The 16,106-nt window shown below is 74.1% G+C and carries 11 protein-coding genes and 1 riboswitch; of the genes, 7 read left to right on the forward strand and 4 right to left on the reverse strand.

Features of this window, described 5'->3' with window-relative positions:
• Positions 1–22: 22 nt before the first annotated feature.
• Positions 23–907, reverse strand: a complete 885-nt coding sequence (locus ACSNOD_RS17395; protein WP_436767862.1) for a sucrase ferredoxin — start codon at positions 905–907, stop codon at positions 23–25.
• Positions 908–1,099: 192 nt separating this feature from the next.
• On the reverse strand, positions 1,100–2,482 hold the full coding sequence (locus ACSNOD_RS17400; protein ID WP_436767863.1) for a citrate synthase: 1,383 nt from the start codon (positions 2,480–2,482) through the stop codon (positions 1,100–1,102).
• A gap of 167 nt (positions 2,483–2,649) precedes the next feature.
• On the opposite strand from ACSNOD_RS17400, the gene ACSNOD_RS17405 reads away from it, so the two are divergent.
• A complete protein-coding gene (locus ACSNOD_RS17405; protein ID WP_436767869.1) occupies positions 2,650–3,816 on the forward strand; it encodes a citrate synthase/methylcitrate synthase in 1,167 nt (388 codons plus the stop codon).
• Between the two features lie 23 nt (positions 3,817–3,839).
• Complete coding sequence (locus ACSNOD_RS17410; protein ID WP_436767864.1) at positions 3,840–5,084, forward strand: CobW family GTP-binding protein; 1,245 nt, start codon at positions 3,840–3,842, stop codon at positions 5,082–5,084.
• A 142-nt stretch (positions 5,085–5,226) separates the two neighbouring features.
• Here ACSNOD_RS17410 and ACSNOD_RS17415 read toward each other — a convergent pair whose 3' ends face one another.
• The gene (locus ACSNOD_RS17415) at positions 5,227–7,680 is read right to left on the reverse strand and encodes a DNA gyrase/topoisomerase IV subunit A (protein ID WP_436767865.1); all 2,454 of its coding nucleotides are present in this window, start codon (positions 7,678–7,680) and stop codon (positions 5,227–5,229) included.
• Between the two features lie 354 nt (positions 7,681–8,034).
• Between ACSNOD_RS17415 and ACSNOD_RS17420 the strand changes: the two genes are divergently transcribed.
• From ACSNOD_RS17420 to ACSNOD_RS17435, 4 genes are all read left to right on the forward strand, one after another.
• Entirely contained in the window at positions 8,035–9,480 is a 1,446-nt protein-coding gene (locus ACSNOD_RS17420) for a M16 family metallopeptidase (RefSeq protein WP_436767870.1), read from the forward strand.
• Positions 9,481–9,506: 26 nt separating this feature from the next.
• Complete coding sequence (locus tag ACSNOD_RS17425) at positions 9,507–10,874, forward strand: M16 family metallopeptidase (protein ID WP_436767871.1); 1,368 nt, start codon at positions 9,507–9,509, stop codon at positions 10,872–10,874.
• 348 nt (positions 10,875–11,222) lie between these two features.
• Positions 11,223–11,377, forward strand: a riboswitch (cyclic di-AMP (ydaO/yuaA leader).
• A gap of 14 nt (positions 11,378–11,391) precedes the next feature.
• Positions 11,392–12,186: a M23 family metallopeptidase gene (locus ACSNOD_RS17430; RefSeq protein WP_436767866.1), complete on the forward strand. Its 795-nt coding sequence runs from the start codon at positions 11,392–11,394 to the stop codon at positions 12,184–12,186.
• Positions 12,187–12,472: 286 nt separating this feature from the next.
• Complete coding sequence (locus ACSNOD_RS17435; RefSeq protein ID WP_436767872.1) at positions 12,473–13,318, forward strand: GntR family transcriptional regulator; 846 nt, start codon at positions 12,473–12,475, stop codon at positions 13,316–13,318.
• 229 nt (positions 13,319–13,547) lie between these two features.
• Here ACSNOD_RS17435 and ACSNOD_RS17440 read toward each other — a convergent pair whose 3' ends face one another.
• Positions 13,548–13,829: an HPr family phosphocarrier protein gene (locus ACSNOD_RS17440; protein ID WP_436767867.1), complete on the reverse strand. Its 282-nt coding sequence runs from the start codon at positions 13,827–13,829 to the stop codon at positions 13,548–13,550.
• Positions 13,830–13,961: 132 nt separating this feature from the next.
• On the opposite strand from ACSNOD_RS17440, the gene ACSNOD_RS17445 reads away from it, so the two are divergent.
• Positions 13,962–16,106, forward strand: a 2,145-nt coding sequence (locus tag ACSNOD_RS17445; RefSeq protein WP_436767868.1) for a GNAT family N-acetyltransferase, incomplete at its 3' end; no start/stop codon positions are given.

Below are 16,106 nucleotides of genomic sequence, written 5' to 3' on the forward strand. Positions count from 1 at the left end.
GACGGCCCGCACGGGCCACGGCCTACCGTTCGTGTCCATGGACCGTTCGGACGCCGCGACTCCACCGGCCGCGCCCGTCGCGGTGGGCGAGGGTCACGCGCCAGCCGCGCGCCGCCGTTCGCCCGGCCGCGTCCGCGTCCTCGCCGGGGGCGGGGGCGGGCCACGCGTCCGTACGGACGACGGTGAGGGCGTCCGCGTCGGCCTCGCCGGTGAGCGCGCGCACCGCCAGATCGGCGGCCTGGGCCGGGCGCTCCCACGCCGACCGGCCGCGACAGCCGTCGACGACGATCCTGCCGTCGCGGGCGGCCTCCAGCACCCCCTTGATCTGGTGTGCCGTGGCCCGCCCGTACGCGTATCCGTACGGCAGGACCAGCAGGGTGGGGGAGAAGCGGTGGCCGCCCAGGTGGGTGACCTCCCAGACGCTGTCGGTGCCGCCGGCCGCCAGTTCGGCGGCCAACGGCCTGCCCAGCAGCGCGCAGCAGCGGTCCCGCTTGCCGTTGGTGCAGACGAGGGCGAGGGGTTCGCCGGTGTACGGCTCGCCGAAGCCGGTGTGGTCCCCCGCGCCCAGGGCGGCGAGATCGAGGTCGAGGAGGCCGGCGGGGTCGGCCGTCACGGCCGTGCGCACCCATGAGCGGCCCGGCACCGTGTGGGCCAGGAACACCCGGCGGCGGGCGGGGGTGTGGCAGTCGGCGTGCCGGCCGGGGCGCCGGATCAGGGCCACGCGTACGCCGGTGCCCTCGACGGCTTCCTCCAGGGCGCGCCCGACGTGCGGGTCCAGATGGCTGGAGGTGAGCGCCTTGGCGCCCCACGGGCCGGGCTGTTCGAGCAGCAGCCAGGTCCGGGCGGTGGCCGACGTGCCGGCGAGGGGCTCGGCCGATTGCCGGGAGGCGGTCGCACACGTACTCACAAAGGTGAGCCTAACCCGCGGCGGGATCTTCCTGCCCGGGGGAGCGCGGCGCGGCGCCGGCCTCTGCGCTCCGTGGCCGGGCCCGGCCCCCCGTACGGCGCCGGTGCCGCGCCCGTACGGCAGTCATGTCGCTGCGTACGGCGCTCGTGCCCGCTCCGTGCGGCGCGCCCCGGGGCAGCCGCGCCGCCCGGTTCACCGGTCCGTGGGACGGGGGAGGGGCTGGGGCGGGCGAGGGCCGCAGTACTGGCCGATGGGGCGCATCCGCAGCGGCCGCTCCTCGTACTCCTCCAGCGCGTGGGCGATCCACCCCGCCGTACGGGCCACCGCGAACACCGTTTCGCCCGCCTCCGCCGGCATCCGGGCCGCCACCGACAGTACGGCCAGGGCCAGGTCGACGTTCGGGTGCGCGGCGACATGGCGGGCGGTCGTGGCGGCCACCTCCCGGGCCGCCGCCAGCGCCGGCGCGGCCGAGGGCACCGCCTCCAGCAGGTCGAACAGCACGCGGGCCCGCGGGTCCTCGCCGGGGTAGAGCCGGTGGCCGAAGCCGGGCACGCGCCGGCCGCCGCGCAGATGGTCGGAGACGACGGCCGCCGCGCTGCCCCGCTGGAGCACCTCGTCGAGCATCCTGTGCGCGAGGGCGCTGGCGCCGCCGTGCAGCGGGCCGTCCAGGGCGCCCAGGCCCGCGGAGACGACGGCGTAGGGGTGGGCCCGCGCGGAGGCGGCGACGCGGACCGCGAGCGTGGACGCGGCGAGGTCGTGGTCGGTCAGCAGCACGAGCGCCGCCTCCATGACCCGTACGGCCGCGTCGTCGGCCGGCACGGGGGTCAGCCGGGCCCACAGCCGCCGGGCGATCGGGTCGGCGTCGTCGGGCGAGCGCCCGGCCGAGGGCAGGGCCCCGACCAGCGTGGCGATCACCGTGCGGGCGGTGGCCAGGACGGTGGCCTCGGAGAGGTCGAACCGGAGCGGGTCGGCGGCGGCCGCCGCGACGACGGCCAGTCGGAGGCGGTCCATCGGGCCGCTGTGGTCGGGCAGGGCGGCCACAGCGCGGCGGGCGGCGGCCAGCGGCTCCACGGGCGCGGCGAACCGGACCCCGGGTCGGAGCACCCCGGTCCAGAGCCACTCGGCCACCTCCTCGAAGCCGTGGCGCTCGGCCAGCGCGGTGGAGTCCACCCCGCGGAAGAAGCACCGGCCGTCCTCGATGAGGGTGATACCGGTGCGGACGGCGGGCGTGCCCCCGGGCGCGGCGAGGGCTCCGGCGGCCCAGGGCCCGTCGCCACCGGGCCTCGCGGAGCCGGACGAGCCCTGCGGGGCCGGGCCCGTCCCGCCCTGGAGCCGCCCGTCCCGGCGCCCCCGGCGGGCGAGGGCCTCGACGTCCTCCGCGGCGAAGGTGCTGCCGCGGCCACCGGGGGAGCGGCGGCTGCTGAGCAGTCCCCTGCTGACGTACGCGTACACCGTCTCCGGCTTCACGCCCAGCCGTACCGCCGCCTCCCGGGTGCTCAGCCGCCGGCCGTCACCGCCGCTCTCACCGCTCGTCCCGCCGTTCTCCCCGCTCGCGGTGTTCCTGTCCTGCGCCATGGACCCATCTCACCCCATCCCGGTCCGCCCCTCACCATCCATATTGATTAATCAATGTTGACATCCATTGAATCAATGATGGACAGTCGAATCAATGCATGGGCGCCGCCATCGCCCCGCAGACCGTCCCAGCACACCCGCACTTGCACCCGCACCCGGAGGTCCGCATGCCGACCGTGTCGTCACCCGCCCCCCTCGACGTCCCGCGCGGACTCAAGGGCGTCATCGTCACCGAGACCTCCCTGGGAGACGTCAGGGGCGGCGAGGGCTTCTACCACTACCGGCAGTACTCCGCCGTGGAGCTCGCCCGCACCCGCTCCTTCGAGGACGTCTGGCACCTGCTGTTCCACGGGGAGCTCCCGAACGCCGCCGAGCGCGCCGCCTTCGCCGAGCGGATCGCGGAACTGCGCCGGCTCTCCCCCGACCTGGCCGCGGCGCTGCCCGCCATAGCCCGCTCCGGGGCCCTCTCGGGCCCGCTCGCCGGGCTGCGCACGGCCCTCTCGCTGTTCGGCGGGGCCGCCGGACTGCGACCGCTGTACGACATCGACGCCGACCGCCGCCGGGCCGACGCGCTCGCCGCCTGTGCCGTCGTGCCCACCCTGCTCGCGGCGCTGTACCGGCTCGGGCAGGGCTGGGACCCGGTGGCGCCCCGCGACGACCTGCCGCACGCGGCCAACTACCTGTACATGGTCACCGGACAGGAGCCCGACCCCGCCCGGGTCCGGGCCATCGAGCAGTATCTGATCTCCACCATCGACCACGGTTTCAACGCCTCCACCTTCACCGGGCGGGCCATCGCCTCGACCGGCGCCGATCTCGTCGCGTGCCTCGTCGGGGCCGTCGGCGCGCTCTCCGGGCCGCTCCACGGCGGCGCGCCCAGCCGCGCCCTGGACACGCTCGACGCCATCGGCACCCCCGACCGGATCGACGGCTGGGTCCGTGACCGCGTCCTCGCCGGCGAGCGGATCATGGGCTTCGGCCACCCCGTGTACCGCACGGAGGACCCCCGCTCGCGCATGCTGCGCGAGATCGCCCAGGGCATCGGCGGCCCCCTGGTGGACTTCGCCGTCCAGGTCGAGGAGCGGGTGGAGGCGATCCTCGCCGAGCTGAAGCCGGGCCGGGAGCTCCACACCAACGTGGAGTTCTACGCGGGGGTGGTCATGGAGCTGTGCGGGCTGCCCCGCGCGATGTTCACCCCCACGTTCGCCGCCGCCCGGGTGGTCGGCTGGAGCGCCAATATCCTGGAGCAGGCCGAGGACCCGAAGATCATCCGGCCGGCGGCCCGCTATGTCGGCCCGCCCCCGCCGCGGCCGGTCCCCGCCGCGCTCGACTGACGAACGACGATGGAGGCGCCCCCGTGGCCAAGCAGCGGATACCGGTGATCGTGCTGGCGGGGTTCCTCGGGTCGGGCAAGACCACGCTGCTCAACCATCTGCTCAGACGGAGCGGCGGCAGCCGGATCGGCGCGATCGTCAATGACTTCGGCAGCATCGAGATCGACGCGATGAGCGTCGCCGGGCAGGTCGACTCGATGGTCTCGCTCGGCAACGGCTGTCTGTGCTGCGCCGTGGACACCAGCGAACTCGACGACTACCTCGCCCGGCTGGCCGCCCCGGCGGCGCGCATCGATGTGATCGTCATCGAGGCCAGCGGGCTCGCCGAGCCGCAGGAGATCATCCGGATGATCCTGGCCAGCGAGAACGACCGCATCGAGTACGGGGGCCTGGTCGAGGTCGTGGACGCCGCGGAGTTCGCCGCGACCCGCGAGCGCCACCCGGAGCTGGACCGGCACGTGGGCATCGCCGATCTGGTGGTCCTCAACAAGGCGGACCGGGTGGGGGAGGCGGAGCGGGAGGCCGTGTGCGCCACCCTCGCCGAGCTGGCCCCCGGCACGCCGGTGCTGCCTGTCGCCTACGGGCGGGTCGACCCCGAGCTGTTCTTCGACCGCAAGCCGCGGGAGGACGACGGGGCGGCCGTGCGGCAGCTCTCCTTCGAGGACCTGCTCCGCGACGAGGACGGCGCCGACGCGGACAGCGCCATCGGGGACGGTGCCGTCGAGGGTGGCGCGCCCGGCGCGAGCGGCCCGGCGGGCGGAGACGGCGACGGGGCCGTGGGCGCAGGAACCCATGACCACGGGCCCGGCGGGGAGTGCGGGGCCGGCTGCCGCCATCTGCACGCCGGCTATCAGAGCGTGGAGTTCACCTCCGAGGCGCCGCTCGACCCCGGGCGGCTGCTGGGCTTCCTGGACGACCGGCCCGCCGGCCTCTACCGCGTCAAGGGGTTCGTGGACTTCGGGCCGGGCGACCCGCGGCGGAAGTACTCCGTCCACGCGGTCGGGGCCTTCCTCCGGTTCCACCCGATGCCCTGGGCGCGCGGCGAGCGGCGCGCGAGCCAACTGGTCCTCATCGGCGCCGGCATCGACGCCGACGCGGTGCTGAAGGAGCTCGCGGCCTGCCGGACGGACCCGTCGGGGGACGGGTCCGCGGCGGGCGGCGGGGCCCTCGACGACGACCCGCTGGCGGCCGGCGACGACTCCCCGTTCCCCAGCGCCATGTGGGGCGTCCTGCGGTACGTGCCCCAGGACGACGAGGACGATCACTGACGATCCGTCCCGGCCCCGGGGCACCAAGAACCGCGGGACACCGAAAAACCGCGGGGCGGCGGGGTGCGGGCCGGCCACCGCCGCCCCGTACCCCACCGCCCGCATGGCCCCTGTCGGCCCCGCCGTCAGCCCGCGCCTACACCTACACCGGCCCGGCCACCACCGACACCGGCTTCGCCAGCGGCACGCCCGAGCCGTCCCGGCGCGGGTCCATCTCCGGCAGCTCCGCGGGCGTGCCGTTCGCGCTCGCCGCCCGCGCCGGGGTGGGCCCGGCCCAGGCGAGCACCAGGCAGTTCTCCCCCTTGAGGAAGCGCTGGCAGCGCACCCCGCCCGTGGCGCGGCCCTTGCGCGGGAACTGGTCGAACGGCGTCAGCTTCGCCGTGCCCCCCGAGGTGCCGTCCAGCGTGCCCCGGGCGCCGGCGACGGTGAACACCACCGCGTCCGCCGCCGGGTCGACCGCCGTGAACGAGACCACCTTCGCCCCCGAGGCCAGCTTGATGCCGGTCATGCCGCCCGCCGGGCGGCCCTGGGGCCGCACCTGGCCCGCGGGGTAGCGCAGCAGCTGGGCGTCGTCCGTGATGAAGACGAGGTCCTCCTCGCCGGTGCGCAGCTCCACCGCGCCGACGATCCGGTCGCCTTTCTTGAGGGTGATGACCTCCAGCTCGTCCTTGGTGGCCGGATAGTCGGGAACGACCCGCTTCACCACGCCCTGTTCCGTGCCGAGCGCCAGCCCCGGCGAGGACTCGTCCAGGGTCGTCAGACAGATCACCGTCTCGCCCTCGTCGAGCGTGAGGAACTCCGACAGGGGGGCGCCGCCCGCGAGGTTGGGCGCCGCCGCCGTCTCCGGCAGCGTCGGCAGGTCGATCACCGGGAGCCGCAGCAGTCGGCCCGCCGAGGTCACCGCGCCCACCTCGCCCCGGGCGGTGGCCGGCACGGCCGAGACGATCACGTCGTGCTTGGCGCGTCGGGCCTCCACGTCGACCGGGAACGGCTCGCCGTTCATCGTGCGGGCCAGCAGCCCGGTGGAGGACAGCAGCACCCGGCACGGGTCGTCGGCGACCTCCAGCGGCACCGCCGCCACGGTCGTGCCCGCGGACTCCAGCAGTACGGTGCGGCGCTCGGTGCCGAACTTCTTGGCCACCGAGGCCAGTTCCCCGGAGACCAGCTTGCGCAGCTCCGCGTCCGAATCCAGGATGCGGGTCAGCTCCTCGATCTCGGCGTTGAGCCGCTCGCGCTCCGCCTCCAGCTCCAGCCGGTCGAACTTGGTCAGCCGGCGCAGCGGGGTGTCGAGGATGTACTGGGTCTGGATGTCGCTCAGCGAGAAGCGGGCGATCAGCGCCTCCTTGGCCGCCGCCGAGTTCTCACTCGATCGAATGATTCTGATGACCTCGTCGATGTCGATGAGCGCGGTCAGCAGACCCTCGACCAGATGCAGCCGATCCCGCCGCTTGCCGCGCCGGAACTCGCTGCGCCGCCGGACCACGGTGAAGCGGTGGTCCAGATAGACCTCCAGCAGCTCCTTGAGCCCGAGGGTGAGCGGCTGCCCGTCGACCAGGGCGACGTTGTTGATGCCGAAGGACTCCTCCATCGGCGTCAGCTTGTAGAGCTGCTCCAGCACGGCCTCCGGGTGGAAGCCGTTCTTGATCTCGATGACCAGGCGCAGGCCGTGCGCGCGGTCGGTGAGGTCCTTGACGTCCGCGATGCCCTGGAGCTTCTTGGCGCCGACCAGGTCCTTGATCTTGGCGATGACCTTCTCCGGGCCCACCGTGAACGGCAGCTCGGTGACCACCAGGCCCTTGCGGCGGGCCGAGACGTTCTCGACGGTCGCCGTCGCGCGGATCTTGAAGGTGCCGCGCCCGGTCTCGTAGGCGTCCCGGATGCCGTTCAGCCCCACGATCCGGCCGCCCGTCGGCAGGTCCGGGCCCGGTACGAAGCGCATCAGCGTCTCGAGGTCGGCGTTCGGGTGCTTGATCAGATGGCGGGCCGCGGCGATGACCTCGCCCAGGTTGTGCGGCGGCATATTGGTGGCCATGCCCACCGCGATCCCGGACGCGCCGTTGACCAGCAGGTTCGGGTAGGCGGCCGGGAGGGCGACGGGCTCGCGCTCCTGCCCGTCGTAGTTCGGCGCGAAGTCGACCGTGTCCTCGTCGATCGACTCCGTCATCAGGGAGGTGGCCGCGGCCATCCGGCACTCGGTGTACCGCATGGCGGCCGGCGGGTCGTCGTTGCCGAGCGAGCCGAAGTTGCCGTGCCCGTCGACCAGGGGCAGCCGCATGGAGAACGGCTGCGCCATGCGCACCAGCGCGTCGTAGATCGAGGCGTCGCCGTGCGGGTGGAGCTTGCCCATGACCTCGCCGACGACCCGGGCGCACTTCACATAGCCGCGGTCGGGGCGCAGCCCCATCTCGTTCATCTGATAGACGATGCGCCGGTGCACGGGCTTCATCCCGTCGCGGGCGTCGGGCAGCGCGCGCGAGTAGATCACCGAGTAGGCGTACTCCAGGAAGGAGCCCTGCATCTCGTCGACGACGTCGATGTCGAGGATGCGCTCCTCGAAGTCGTCCGGCGGCGGGGTCTTCGTGCTGCGGCGGGCCATCGCGGCTGCTGCTCCTTAAACGAAACTGCCTGAGCGGGTAGGGAGGTGCTGGCGGAAACGGACGGTTCTGACGCGGACCATTGTGGACCCAGCCGCTGACAGCGTGGCCCGCGACCCGTCCCACGGCCCCGCCGAGCCCGCTTCCGTGGCCGACCCGAACCCGTACGCGCGCCACGAACCCGTACCCCGACCCCGTACCCCGCGTCGCGCCCGCGTGACGGCGGCCATGAGATCGCCATGCCCACCCGGGGTGGGAACTTCCTGGGTCACCGGCGCGCTTGCATACAGTGGCAGGAACTCATTCCACCGGCTTCCCGCCACACACGGAACGCGATCGAAGGGACTTACATGCCCATGGGTCACATGGCCACAGCGCAGGCCGACTCCGGCGGCCTGACAGCGACCGAGCACCGGCTGGCTAACGGCCTGCGCGTGGTGCTCTCAGAGGACCACCTGACCCCGGTCGTCGCGGTCTGTCTCTGGTACGACGTCGGCTCCCGGCACGAGGCCAAGGGCCGCACCGGCCTCGCCCACCTCTTCGAGCACCTGATGTTCCAGGGCTCGGCGAGCGTCAAGGGCAACGGGCACTTCGAGCTGGTCCAGGGGGCCGGCGGCTCCCTGAACGGCACGACGAGCTTCGAGCGCACCAACTACTTCGAGACCATGCCCGCCCACCAGCTGGAGCTCGCCCTCTGGCTGGAGGCCGACCGCATGGGCAGCCTGCTGGCCGCGCTCGACGAGGAGAGCCTGGAGAACCAGCGCGACGTCGTCAAGAACGAGCGCCGCCAGCGCTACGACAACGTCCCCTACGGCACCGCGTTCGAAAAGCTCGTCGCCATGTCGTACCCCGAGGGCCATCCCTACCACCACACCCCCATCGGCTCCATGGCCGACCTGGACGCGGCCTCCCTGGAGGACGCGCGGGCCTTCTTCCGTACCTACTACGCGCCCAACAACGCCGTACTGTCGGTCGTCGGCGACATCGACCCCGAGCAGACGCTCGCCTGGATCGAGAAGTACTTCGGCACGATCCCCGGCCACGACGGCAAGCAGCCCCCGCGCGACGGCTCCCTGCCGGAGATCATCGGCGAGGAGCTGCGCCAGGTCGTGCGCGAGGAGGTGCCCTCCCGGGCCCTGATGGCCGCCTACCGGCTGCCGCACGACGGCACGCGCGAGGCCGACGCCGCGGATCTGGCGCTGACGGTGCTCGGCGGCGGTGAGTCCTCCCGCCTGTACAACCGGCTGGTGCGCCGCGACCGTACGGCCGTCGCGGCCGGCTTCGGACTGCTGCGGCTGGCCGGCGCCCCCTCCCTCGGCTGGCTGGACGTGAAGACCTCCGGGGGCGTCGAGGTCCCCGACATCGAACGCGCGGTCGACGAGGAGCTGGCCCGTTTCGCCGCCGAGGGGCCCACCCCCGAGGAGATGGAGCGCGCCCAGGCACAGCTGGAGCGCGAGTGGCTGGACCGGCTCGCCACCGTCGGCGGGCGCGCCGACGAACTGTGCCGCTACGCCGTGCTCTTCGGTGACCCGCAGCTCGCCCTGACGGCCGTGGGCCGGGTGCTGGACGTCACCGCCGACGAGGTGCGCGCCGTGGCCGCCGCCCGGCTGCGCCCCGACAACCGCGCGGTGCTGGTCTACGAGCCCACCGAGGCCCCTAAGATCGCCGACTCCGCCGAGGAGCCGTCGGACGAGATGGCGTCCGGAGCCACTGTCGAGGCCGCCCCCGGCGGCACCACCGATGCCGGGTCGGGCCCCGCCGCCGACCGTGACGCGACGCAGGAAGAGGAGGCGGCCAAGTGAGCGAGACCGCTGCCGTGACCCCCACGATGACCTTCCACCCGCAGCCGCGGGGCGGCGTCGCCAAGCCGTGGGCCTTCCCGGCCCCCGAGCGCGCCACCCTGCCCAACGGCCTGACGGTCCTGCGCTGCCACCGCCCCGGCCAGCAGGTCGTCGCCGTCGAGATCAACCTCGACGCGCCGCTGGACGCCGAGCCCAAGGGCCTCGACGGGGTCTCCACGATCATGGCCCGCGCGCTGTCGGAGGGCACCGACAAGCACACCGCCGAGGAGTTCGCCGCCGAGCTGGAGCGCTGCGGCGCGACCCTGGACGCGCACGCCGACCACCCGGGCGTCCGGGTCTCCCTGGAGGTGCCGGCCTCCCGGCTCACCAAGGCGCTCGGGCTCCTCGCCGACGCGCTGCGCGCCCCCGCCTTCCCCGACGGCGAGGTCGAGCGGCTGGTGCGCAACCGGCTGGACGAGATCCCGCACGAGCTCGCCAACCCCGGCCGCCGGGCCGCCATGGCGCTGTCCCAGACGCTGTTCCCCGCCGAGTCGCGGATGTCGCGCCCCCGGCAGGGCACGCTGGAGACCGTCGAGCGCATCGACGCCGCGGCCGTGCGCGCCTTCTACGAGGCCCATGTGCGCCCCGCGACGACCACCGCGGTGGTCGTGGGCGACTTCTCCGGCATCGACCTCGACGCGGCGCTCGCCGACAGCCTGGGCGCCTGGACCGGCGGCACCGCCGAACCGCGGCCCGTGCCGCCGGTGACGGCGGACGACACCGGCCGCGTCGTGATCGTCGACCGCCCCGGCGCGGTCCAGACCCAGCTGCTGATCGGCCGGCTCGGGCCGGACCGCCACGACCGCGTGTGGCCGGCGCAGGTGCTCGGCACCTACTGCCTGGGCGGCACCCTCACCTCCCGGCTCGACCGCGTGCTGCGCGAGGAGAAGGGCTACACCTACGGCGTACGGGCGTTCGGCCAGGTGCTGCTGTCCGCGCCCGACGGCAGCGGGGCCGCCATGCTCGCCATCAGCGGCTCGGTGGACACCCCGTCCACGGCGCCGGCGCTCGCCGACCTCTGGAAGGTGCTGCGCACGCTCGCCGCCGAGGGGCTCACCGACGCCGAGCGGGACGTCGCGGTGCAGAACCTGGTGGGCGTCGCGCCGCTGAAGTACGAGACCGCCGCGGCCGTCGCGGGCACCTTCGCCGACCAGGTGGAGCAGCACCTGCCCGACGACTACCAGGCGCAGCTGTACGCCCGGCTCGCGGAGACCGGCACGGTGGAGGCCACCGCTGCGGTCGTCAACGCCTTCCCCGTGGACCGGCTGGTGACCGTACTGGTGGGTGACGCCTCCAGCATCGCGGAGCCGGTGCGGGAGCTGGGCATCGGCGAGGTCAGCATCATCAAGGGCTGACCCGCTCCGCGGCGCGCGTCCGTACGGACGGAAAGTCGACGACTGTACGGGTCGAAGCCGGTGCCCGTACGGACGGAAGGCCGGTGCCGTACGGAGCGAAGCGCGCGTCCGTACGGACCGAAGCCGGTGCGACGACCGTACGGACCCCCGTGCCGCGCGGTGAACAGGACGCATCTCGGCCCCTCTTGGGGCCCGAGGTGCGTCCTTTGTCCGTTTTATTGGAGAGGTTGCCCGTCTTTCCTGTGGCGTGCGCTACAAAAGCCCCGTTCTGTTTGCCGATTGAAAGACGAGCCGATTAGCGTCGGTCCGGCTGTTCGACCGAGCATCACAGTCGCACCCGCGACTGGCGGACAGTCATCGCCGAGTCCCCGCATGGCGCGAGCCAGGGGAGCCGGGGACCCAAACGTCCCTGGGGTGAATCGGGCGCCTTTGACGAGGGGCCCGTAGGAGACCTTCCTGCTCCGAACCCGTCAGCTAACCCGGTAGGCGAGAAGGAAGGAAAGGAGCACGCCACCCCATGGCGTTCACCCGTGCCACCGGGAAGCACCGCCGTCCGGGCCGTATGGCCCGTTCCGGCGCGAACATCGCGGGCATAGCCACCCTCGCCACCACCGGCGTCGTCGCCACCCTGGCCAGCCCGGCGGTCGCGGCGAGCGGAGAGGCGCCCTCGGTCGAGACGACCGGCCTCAACCAGGCGATCGTCATCGGTGACACGATGACCGAGACCATCGACGCCCAGGCCCAGACGCAGCAGCACATGGCCGACGAGGCCGCCGCGAAGGCGAAGGCCGAGGCCGAGGCCAAGAAGCAGGCCGAGGCGGAGAAGCGGCGCGCCGAGGCGCAGGCCAAGGCCGAGCGCGAGGCCCAGGAGCGGGCCGCCCGCGAGGCGGAGCGCAAGCGCCTGATGGCCTATGTGGCGCCCGTGGAGGGCTCCTACGTCTCCACCCAGTACAAGGCCTCCGGCGGCAACTGGTCGTCCGGCAGCCACACCGGCATCGACTTCCACGCCGCCTCCGGCACCACGGTGCGCTCGGTGGCCTCCGGCACCGTGGTCGAGGCGGGCTGGGGCGGCGCCTACGGCAACAACGTCGTCATCAAGCACGCCGACGGCACCTACACGCAGTACGGGCACCTGTCGTCCGTGTCCGTGTCCGCGGGCCAGACCGTCACCCCGGGCCAGCAGATCGGTCTGTCGGGCAGCACCGGCAACTCCACCGGTCCGCACCTCCACTTCGAGGCCCGCACCGGCGCCACCTATGGCTCGGACATCGACCCGATCGCCTACCTCCGCTCGCACGGCGTGAACATCTGATCTCTTCGAGGCTTCCTTCCGCCTTCCCCGAGGGCCCCGGCGCATGCGCCGGGGCCCTCGGGTTTCTCCCCGCCCCGCCGCGACCCTGGCCAGGACGCGTCGCGTTCCGGCCAAAAGATATGCATGAAATCACCGGCGCCATCGGAAATCGCGCCGCGCTGCCCTAGAGTCGCCGCAGCGAGGGAATTGGGTTCGTTTCGCGGTGAAGAATGTTTCCGGGGCGGCGAAAGGCGGAGGGCCGAAGAATGCGGAGTCGACGGTGAACGGCGACGCGGCGGGCGGCGGCATCCCCGCGCACGCGGTCTGCGACGCGATCCGTGACGACATCGTCTCCGGGGTCCACCCGCCCGGCGGCCGGCTGACCGAGGAGCTCCTCGCCCGCCGCCACGGGGTCTCCCGGGTGCCCGTGCGGGAGGCCCTGCGCACGCTGGAGTCCGAGGGCTTCGTCACCACCCGCCGGCACGCCGGCGCCTGTGTCGCCCAGCCGTCCGAGCGGGAGGCCGCCGACCTCCTGGACATCCGGGCGCTGCTGGAGCCGCTGGGCGCGGCACGCGCCGCCCAGCGGCGCACCGAGGCCCATCTGAAGGTGCTGCGCGGGCTGGTCCGGCTGGGCCGGGAGCGCGCCCGCCACGGCCGGCTGGGCGACCTGGGGGCGCTGGAGGGCTGGTTCCACGAGACGCTCGCCCAGGCGTCCGGCAGCCCCGGCCTGGCGGCGCTGCTGACCCAGACCCGCCGCAAGCTCGCCTGGGTGTACGCGGTGGAGGTGCCGGCCGGGGCCGCGGTGGCGGTACGGGAACGGGCCGCGGCGGCGGTACGGGTGCCGGCCGGGGCCGGGGCGGCGGTACGGGCCCAGGCCGCGCCGGCGGTACGGGCGCGCGCCGGGCACCCCGTACGGCCCGCTCGGGCAGGGGCGGGCGCCGAGGCCGGCCCCGCGGCGGCGACCGCCTGGGCCATGGCCTCGTGGGCGGAGCGCGGCGCCATCGTGGACGCCGTGGCCCGCGGGGACGCGGAGCGGGCCCGGACCCTGACCGCCGCGCACGTCGAGCGCTCGCTCGCGGCGTACCGATTGCGCCGGCCCGGCCCCGTGAACGGGGCGAAACAAACGGTCGACGCGGTCGGCATACGCGCGTAACAAAGTCGGAATGCGCGCGTAACAAAAGCGCCGTACAAAGCCCGGCGCGAACCCCGGATCGGGCGGCGCGTATTCTCGTGCGCTTTTCGCACGTCGCCCGCTCGATCGCTTCGGAGAAAAGCGAGAGCCGCGGCGCCCCGTCGTCGATCGATTTCGCGCCGATCGATTCAGGGCGCCGCGGCTCGCCGCGGTGGCATGACGGGACGTCGCGCGTCCCGGGCGAAACGGGTCAGACCGTCTCGGGGAGCTCGTCGAGGCCCTCGCCCACGAGCTTCGCCAGCCGGTCGAGCGCCGCCTCGGAGCCCTCGGCCTCCGACGCCAGCACGATCTCCTCGCCACCCTGGGCGCCGAGGCCCAGCACGGCGAGCATGGAGGCGGCGTTCACGGGGGTGCCGTCGGCCTTGGCGATCGTCACGGGGACGCCGGCAGCGGTCACCGCGCGGACGAAGATCGAGGCGGGGCGGGCGTGCAGGCCCTCGGCCCAGCCGACGGTGACGCGGCGCTCAACCATGGTGTAGCCCTTCAGGTCGTAACAGGTCGTATCGGTTCCGGTCCAGCACCGAGTTGTCTAGACCAGTCTTGTCCAGTCTCTCACGGGGCACGTGGTGCTCGGACAAAGGCCGCCCCCCGTACGCTGGTCGCCATGCAGACGTCGCAGCCGCCGTCCGAGCATGTCTACCCCGCCCACTGGGAGGCGGACGTCGTCCTGCGGGACGGCGGCACCGCGCAGATCCGCCCGATCACCCCCGACGACGCCGGGCGGCTGGTCAGCTTCTACGAGCAGGTCTCCGACGAGTCGAAGTACTACCGCTTCTTCGCGCCCTACCCCCGGCTCTCCGACCGCGATGTGCACCGCTTCACCCACCACGACTACGTCGACCGGGTGGGCCTCGCCGCGACCGTCGGCGACGAGTTCATCGCCACCGTCCGCTACGACCGCATCGACGACCGCGGCCGCCCCGCGCCGGCCCCCGCCGACGAGGCCGAGGTCGCCTTCCTGGTGCAGGACGCCCACCAGGGCCGGGGAGTGGCCTCCGCGCTGCTCGAACACATCGCCGCGGTCGCCCGCGAGCGCGGCATCCGCCGGTTCGCGGCCGAGGTGCTGCCCGCCAACACCAAGATGATCAAGGTGTTCACGGACGCCGGCTACACCCAGAAGCGCAGCTTCGAGGACGGCGTGGTGCGCCTGGAGTTCGATCTCGAACCCACCGACGCCTCGCTCGCCGTGCAGCGGGGGCGCGAACAGCGGGCCGAGGCGCGCTCCGTGCAGCGGCTGCTCGCGCCGTCCTCCGTGGCGGTCGTCGGCGCCGGCCGCGGCTCGGGCGGCATGGGCCGCACCGTCCTGCGCGACCTCGTCGGCTCCGGCTTCACCGGCCGGCTGTACGCGGTCAACCACGCCCTGGCGGACGGCGTCACGGAACTGGAGGGCGTGCCCGCCCACCGCCGTGTCCAGGACATCGGCGAGCCGGTGGACCTGGTCGTCGTCGCCGTCCCGGCGGACCGCGTCCCGGACGTGGTCGCCGACTGCGGCGAGTGCGGCGTCCAGGGCCTGGTGGTGCTCTCCGCCGGCTACGCCGAGGCCGGCCCCGAGGGCCGGGAACGCCAGCGCGAGCTCGTGAGGCTGGCCCGCGGCCACGGCATGCGGATCATCGGGCCCAACGCCTTCGGCATCATCAACACCGCGCCCGCCGTACGGCTCAACGCCTCCCTCGCGCCAGAACTGCCGGCCGCCGGGCGCATCGGCCTGTTCACCCAGTCGGGCGCGGTGGGCATCGCCCTGCTCGCCGATCTGCACCGCCGCGGCGCGGGGCTCGCCGGGGTGGAGGGCCGCATCGGCCTGTCCACCTTCGTCTCCGCCGGCAACCGCGCGGACGTCTCCGGCAACGACCTCCTGCAGTACTGGCACGACGACCCGGCCACCGACATCGCGCTGATGTACCTCGAATCGATCGGCAACCCGCGCAAGTTCACCCGGCTCGCCCGGCGCACCTGCGCCGTCAAGCCGGTCGTGGTCGTCAAGGGCGCCCGGCACAGCGGCACCGCGCCCACCGGGCACACCGTGCCCGCCTCCCGGATGCCCGACGCCACCGTCTCCGCGCTGCTGCGGCAGGCCGGGGTGATCCGCGTGGACACCGTCACCGAGCTCGTCGACGCCGGGCTGCTGCTCGCCGGCCAGCCGCTGCCCACCGGGCCCCGGGTGGCCATCCTGGGCAACTCCGAGTCCCTGGGGCTGCTCACCTACGACTCCTGCCTCACCGAGGGCCTGCGCCCCCTGCCGCCGCGCGACCTCACCACGGCCGCCGCCCCCGACGACTTCCGCGCCGCGCTGGCCGCCGCCCTGGCGGACCCGGGCTGCGACGCGGTCGTGGTCACCGCCATCCCCTGGGTCGCCGACACGGCGCCGGCCCGGAGCGGCGCCGCGCCGGGCGACGGGGCCCGGCTCGCCGACGCCCTGCGCGCCGCGGCCGGCGGCGCGCGCAAGCCCGTCGCCGTGGTCCACCTGGAGATCGAGGGGCTGGCCGAGGCCCTCGGCGCCGCCGACAGCGGCATCCCCGTCTACCCCGCCCCCGAGCGGGCGGCCCGCGCGCTCGCCGAGGCCGTGCGCTACGCCCAGTGGCGGCGCGAGGCCGCCGACCCCGGCCGGGTGCCCGAGTACGACGACATCGACGAGGCCGGGGCCGCCGCCGCGATCGAGGCGCTGCTGGCCGAGCGCGCCCCCGCCCCCGTGCCCGGCCCCGCGCGCCACCATGGCCTGCACCACCGGGCGCAGCTCCTCGGCCGGGCCCAG

Origin of the sequence: Streptomyces sp. URMC 123 (assembly GCF_051386515.1) — a bacterium.
Lineage (GTDB): Bacteria > Actinomycetota > Actinomycetes > Streptomycetales > Streptomycetaceae > Streptomyces.

Bases quoted from the DNA above. Each gene is read 5' to 3' on its own strand.
- ACSNOD_RS17400 (WP_436767863.1), bottom strand. From the start codon at position 2,482: ATGGCGCAGGACAGGAACACCGCGAGCGGGGAGAACGGCGGGACGAGC.
- ACSNOD_RS17405 (WP_436767869.1), top strand. From the start codon at position 2,650: ATGCCGACCGTGTCGTCACCCGCCCCCCTCGACGTCCCGCGCGGACTC.
- ACSNOD_RS17415 (WP_436767865.1), bottom strand. From the start codon at position 7,680: ATGGCCCGCCGCAGCACGAAGACCCCGCCGCCGGACGACTTCGAGGAG.
- ACSNOD_RS17420 (WP_436767870.1), top strand. From the start codon at position 8,035: ATGGGTCACATGGCCACAGCGCAGGCCGACTCCGGCGGCCTGACAGCG.
- ACSNOD_RS17425 (WP_436767871.1), top strand. From the start codon at position 9,507: ATGACCTTCCACCCGCAGCCGCGGGGCGGCGTCGCCAAGCCGTGGGCC.
- ACSNOD_RS17430 (WP_436767866.1), top strand. From the start codon at position 11,392: ATGGCGTTCACCCGTGCCACCGGGAAGCACCGCCGTCCGGGCCGTATG.
- ACSNOD_RS17440 (WP_436767867.1), bottom strand. From the start codon at position 13,829: ATGGTTGAGCGCCGCGTCACCGTCGGCTGGGCCGAGGGCCTGCACGCC.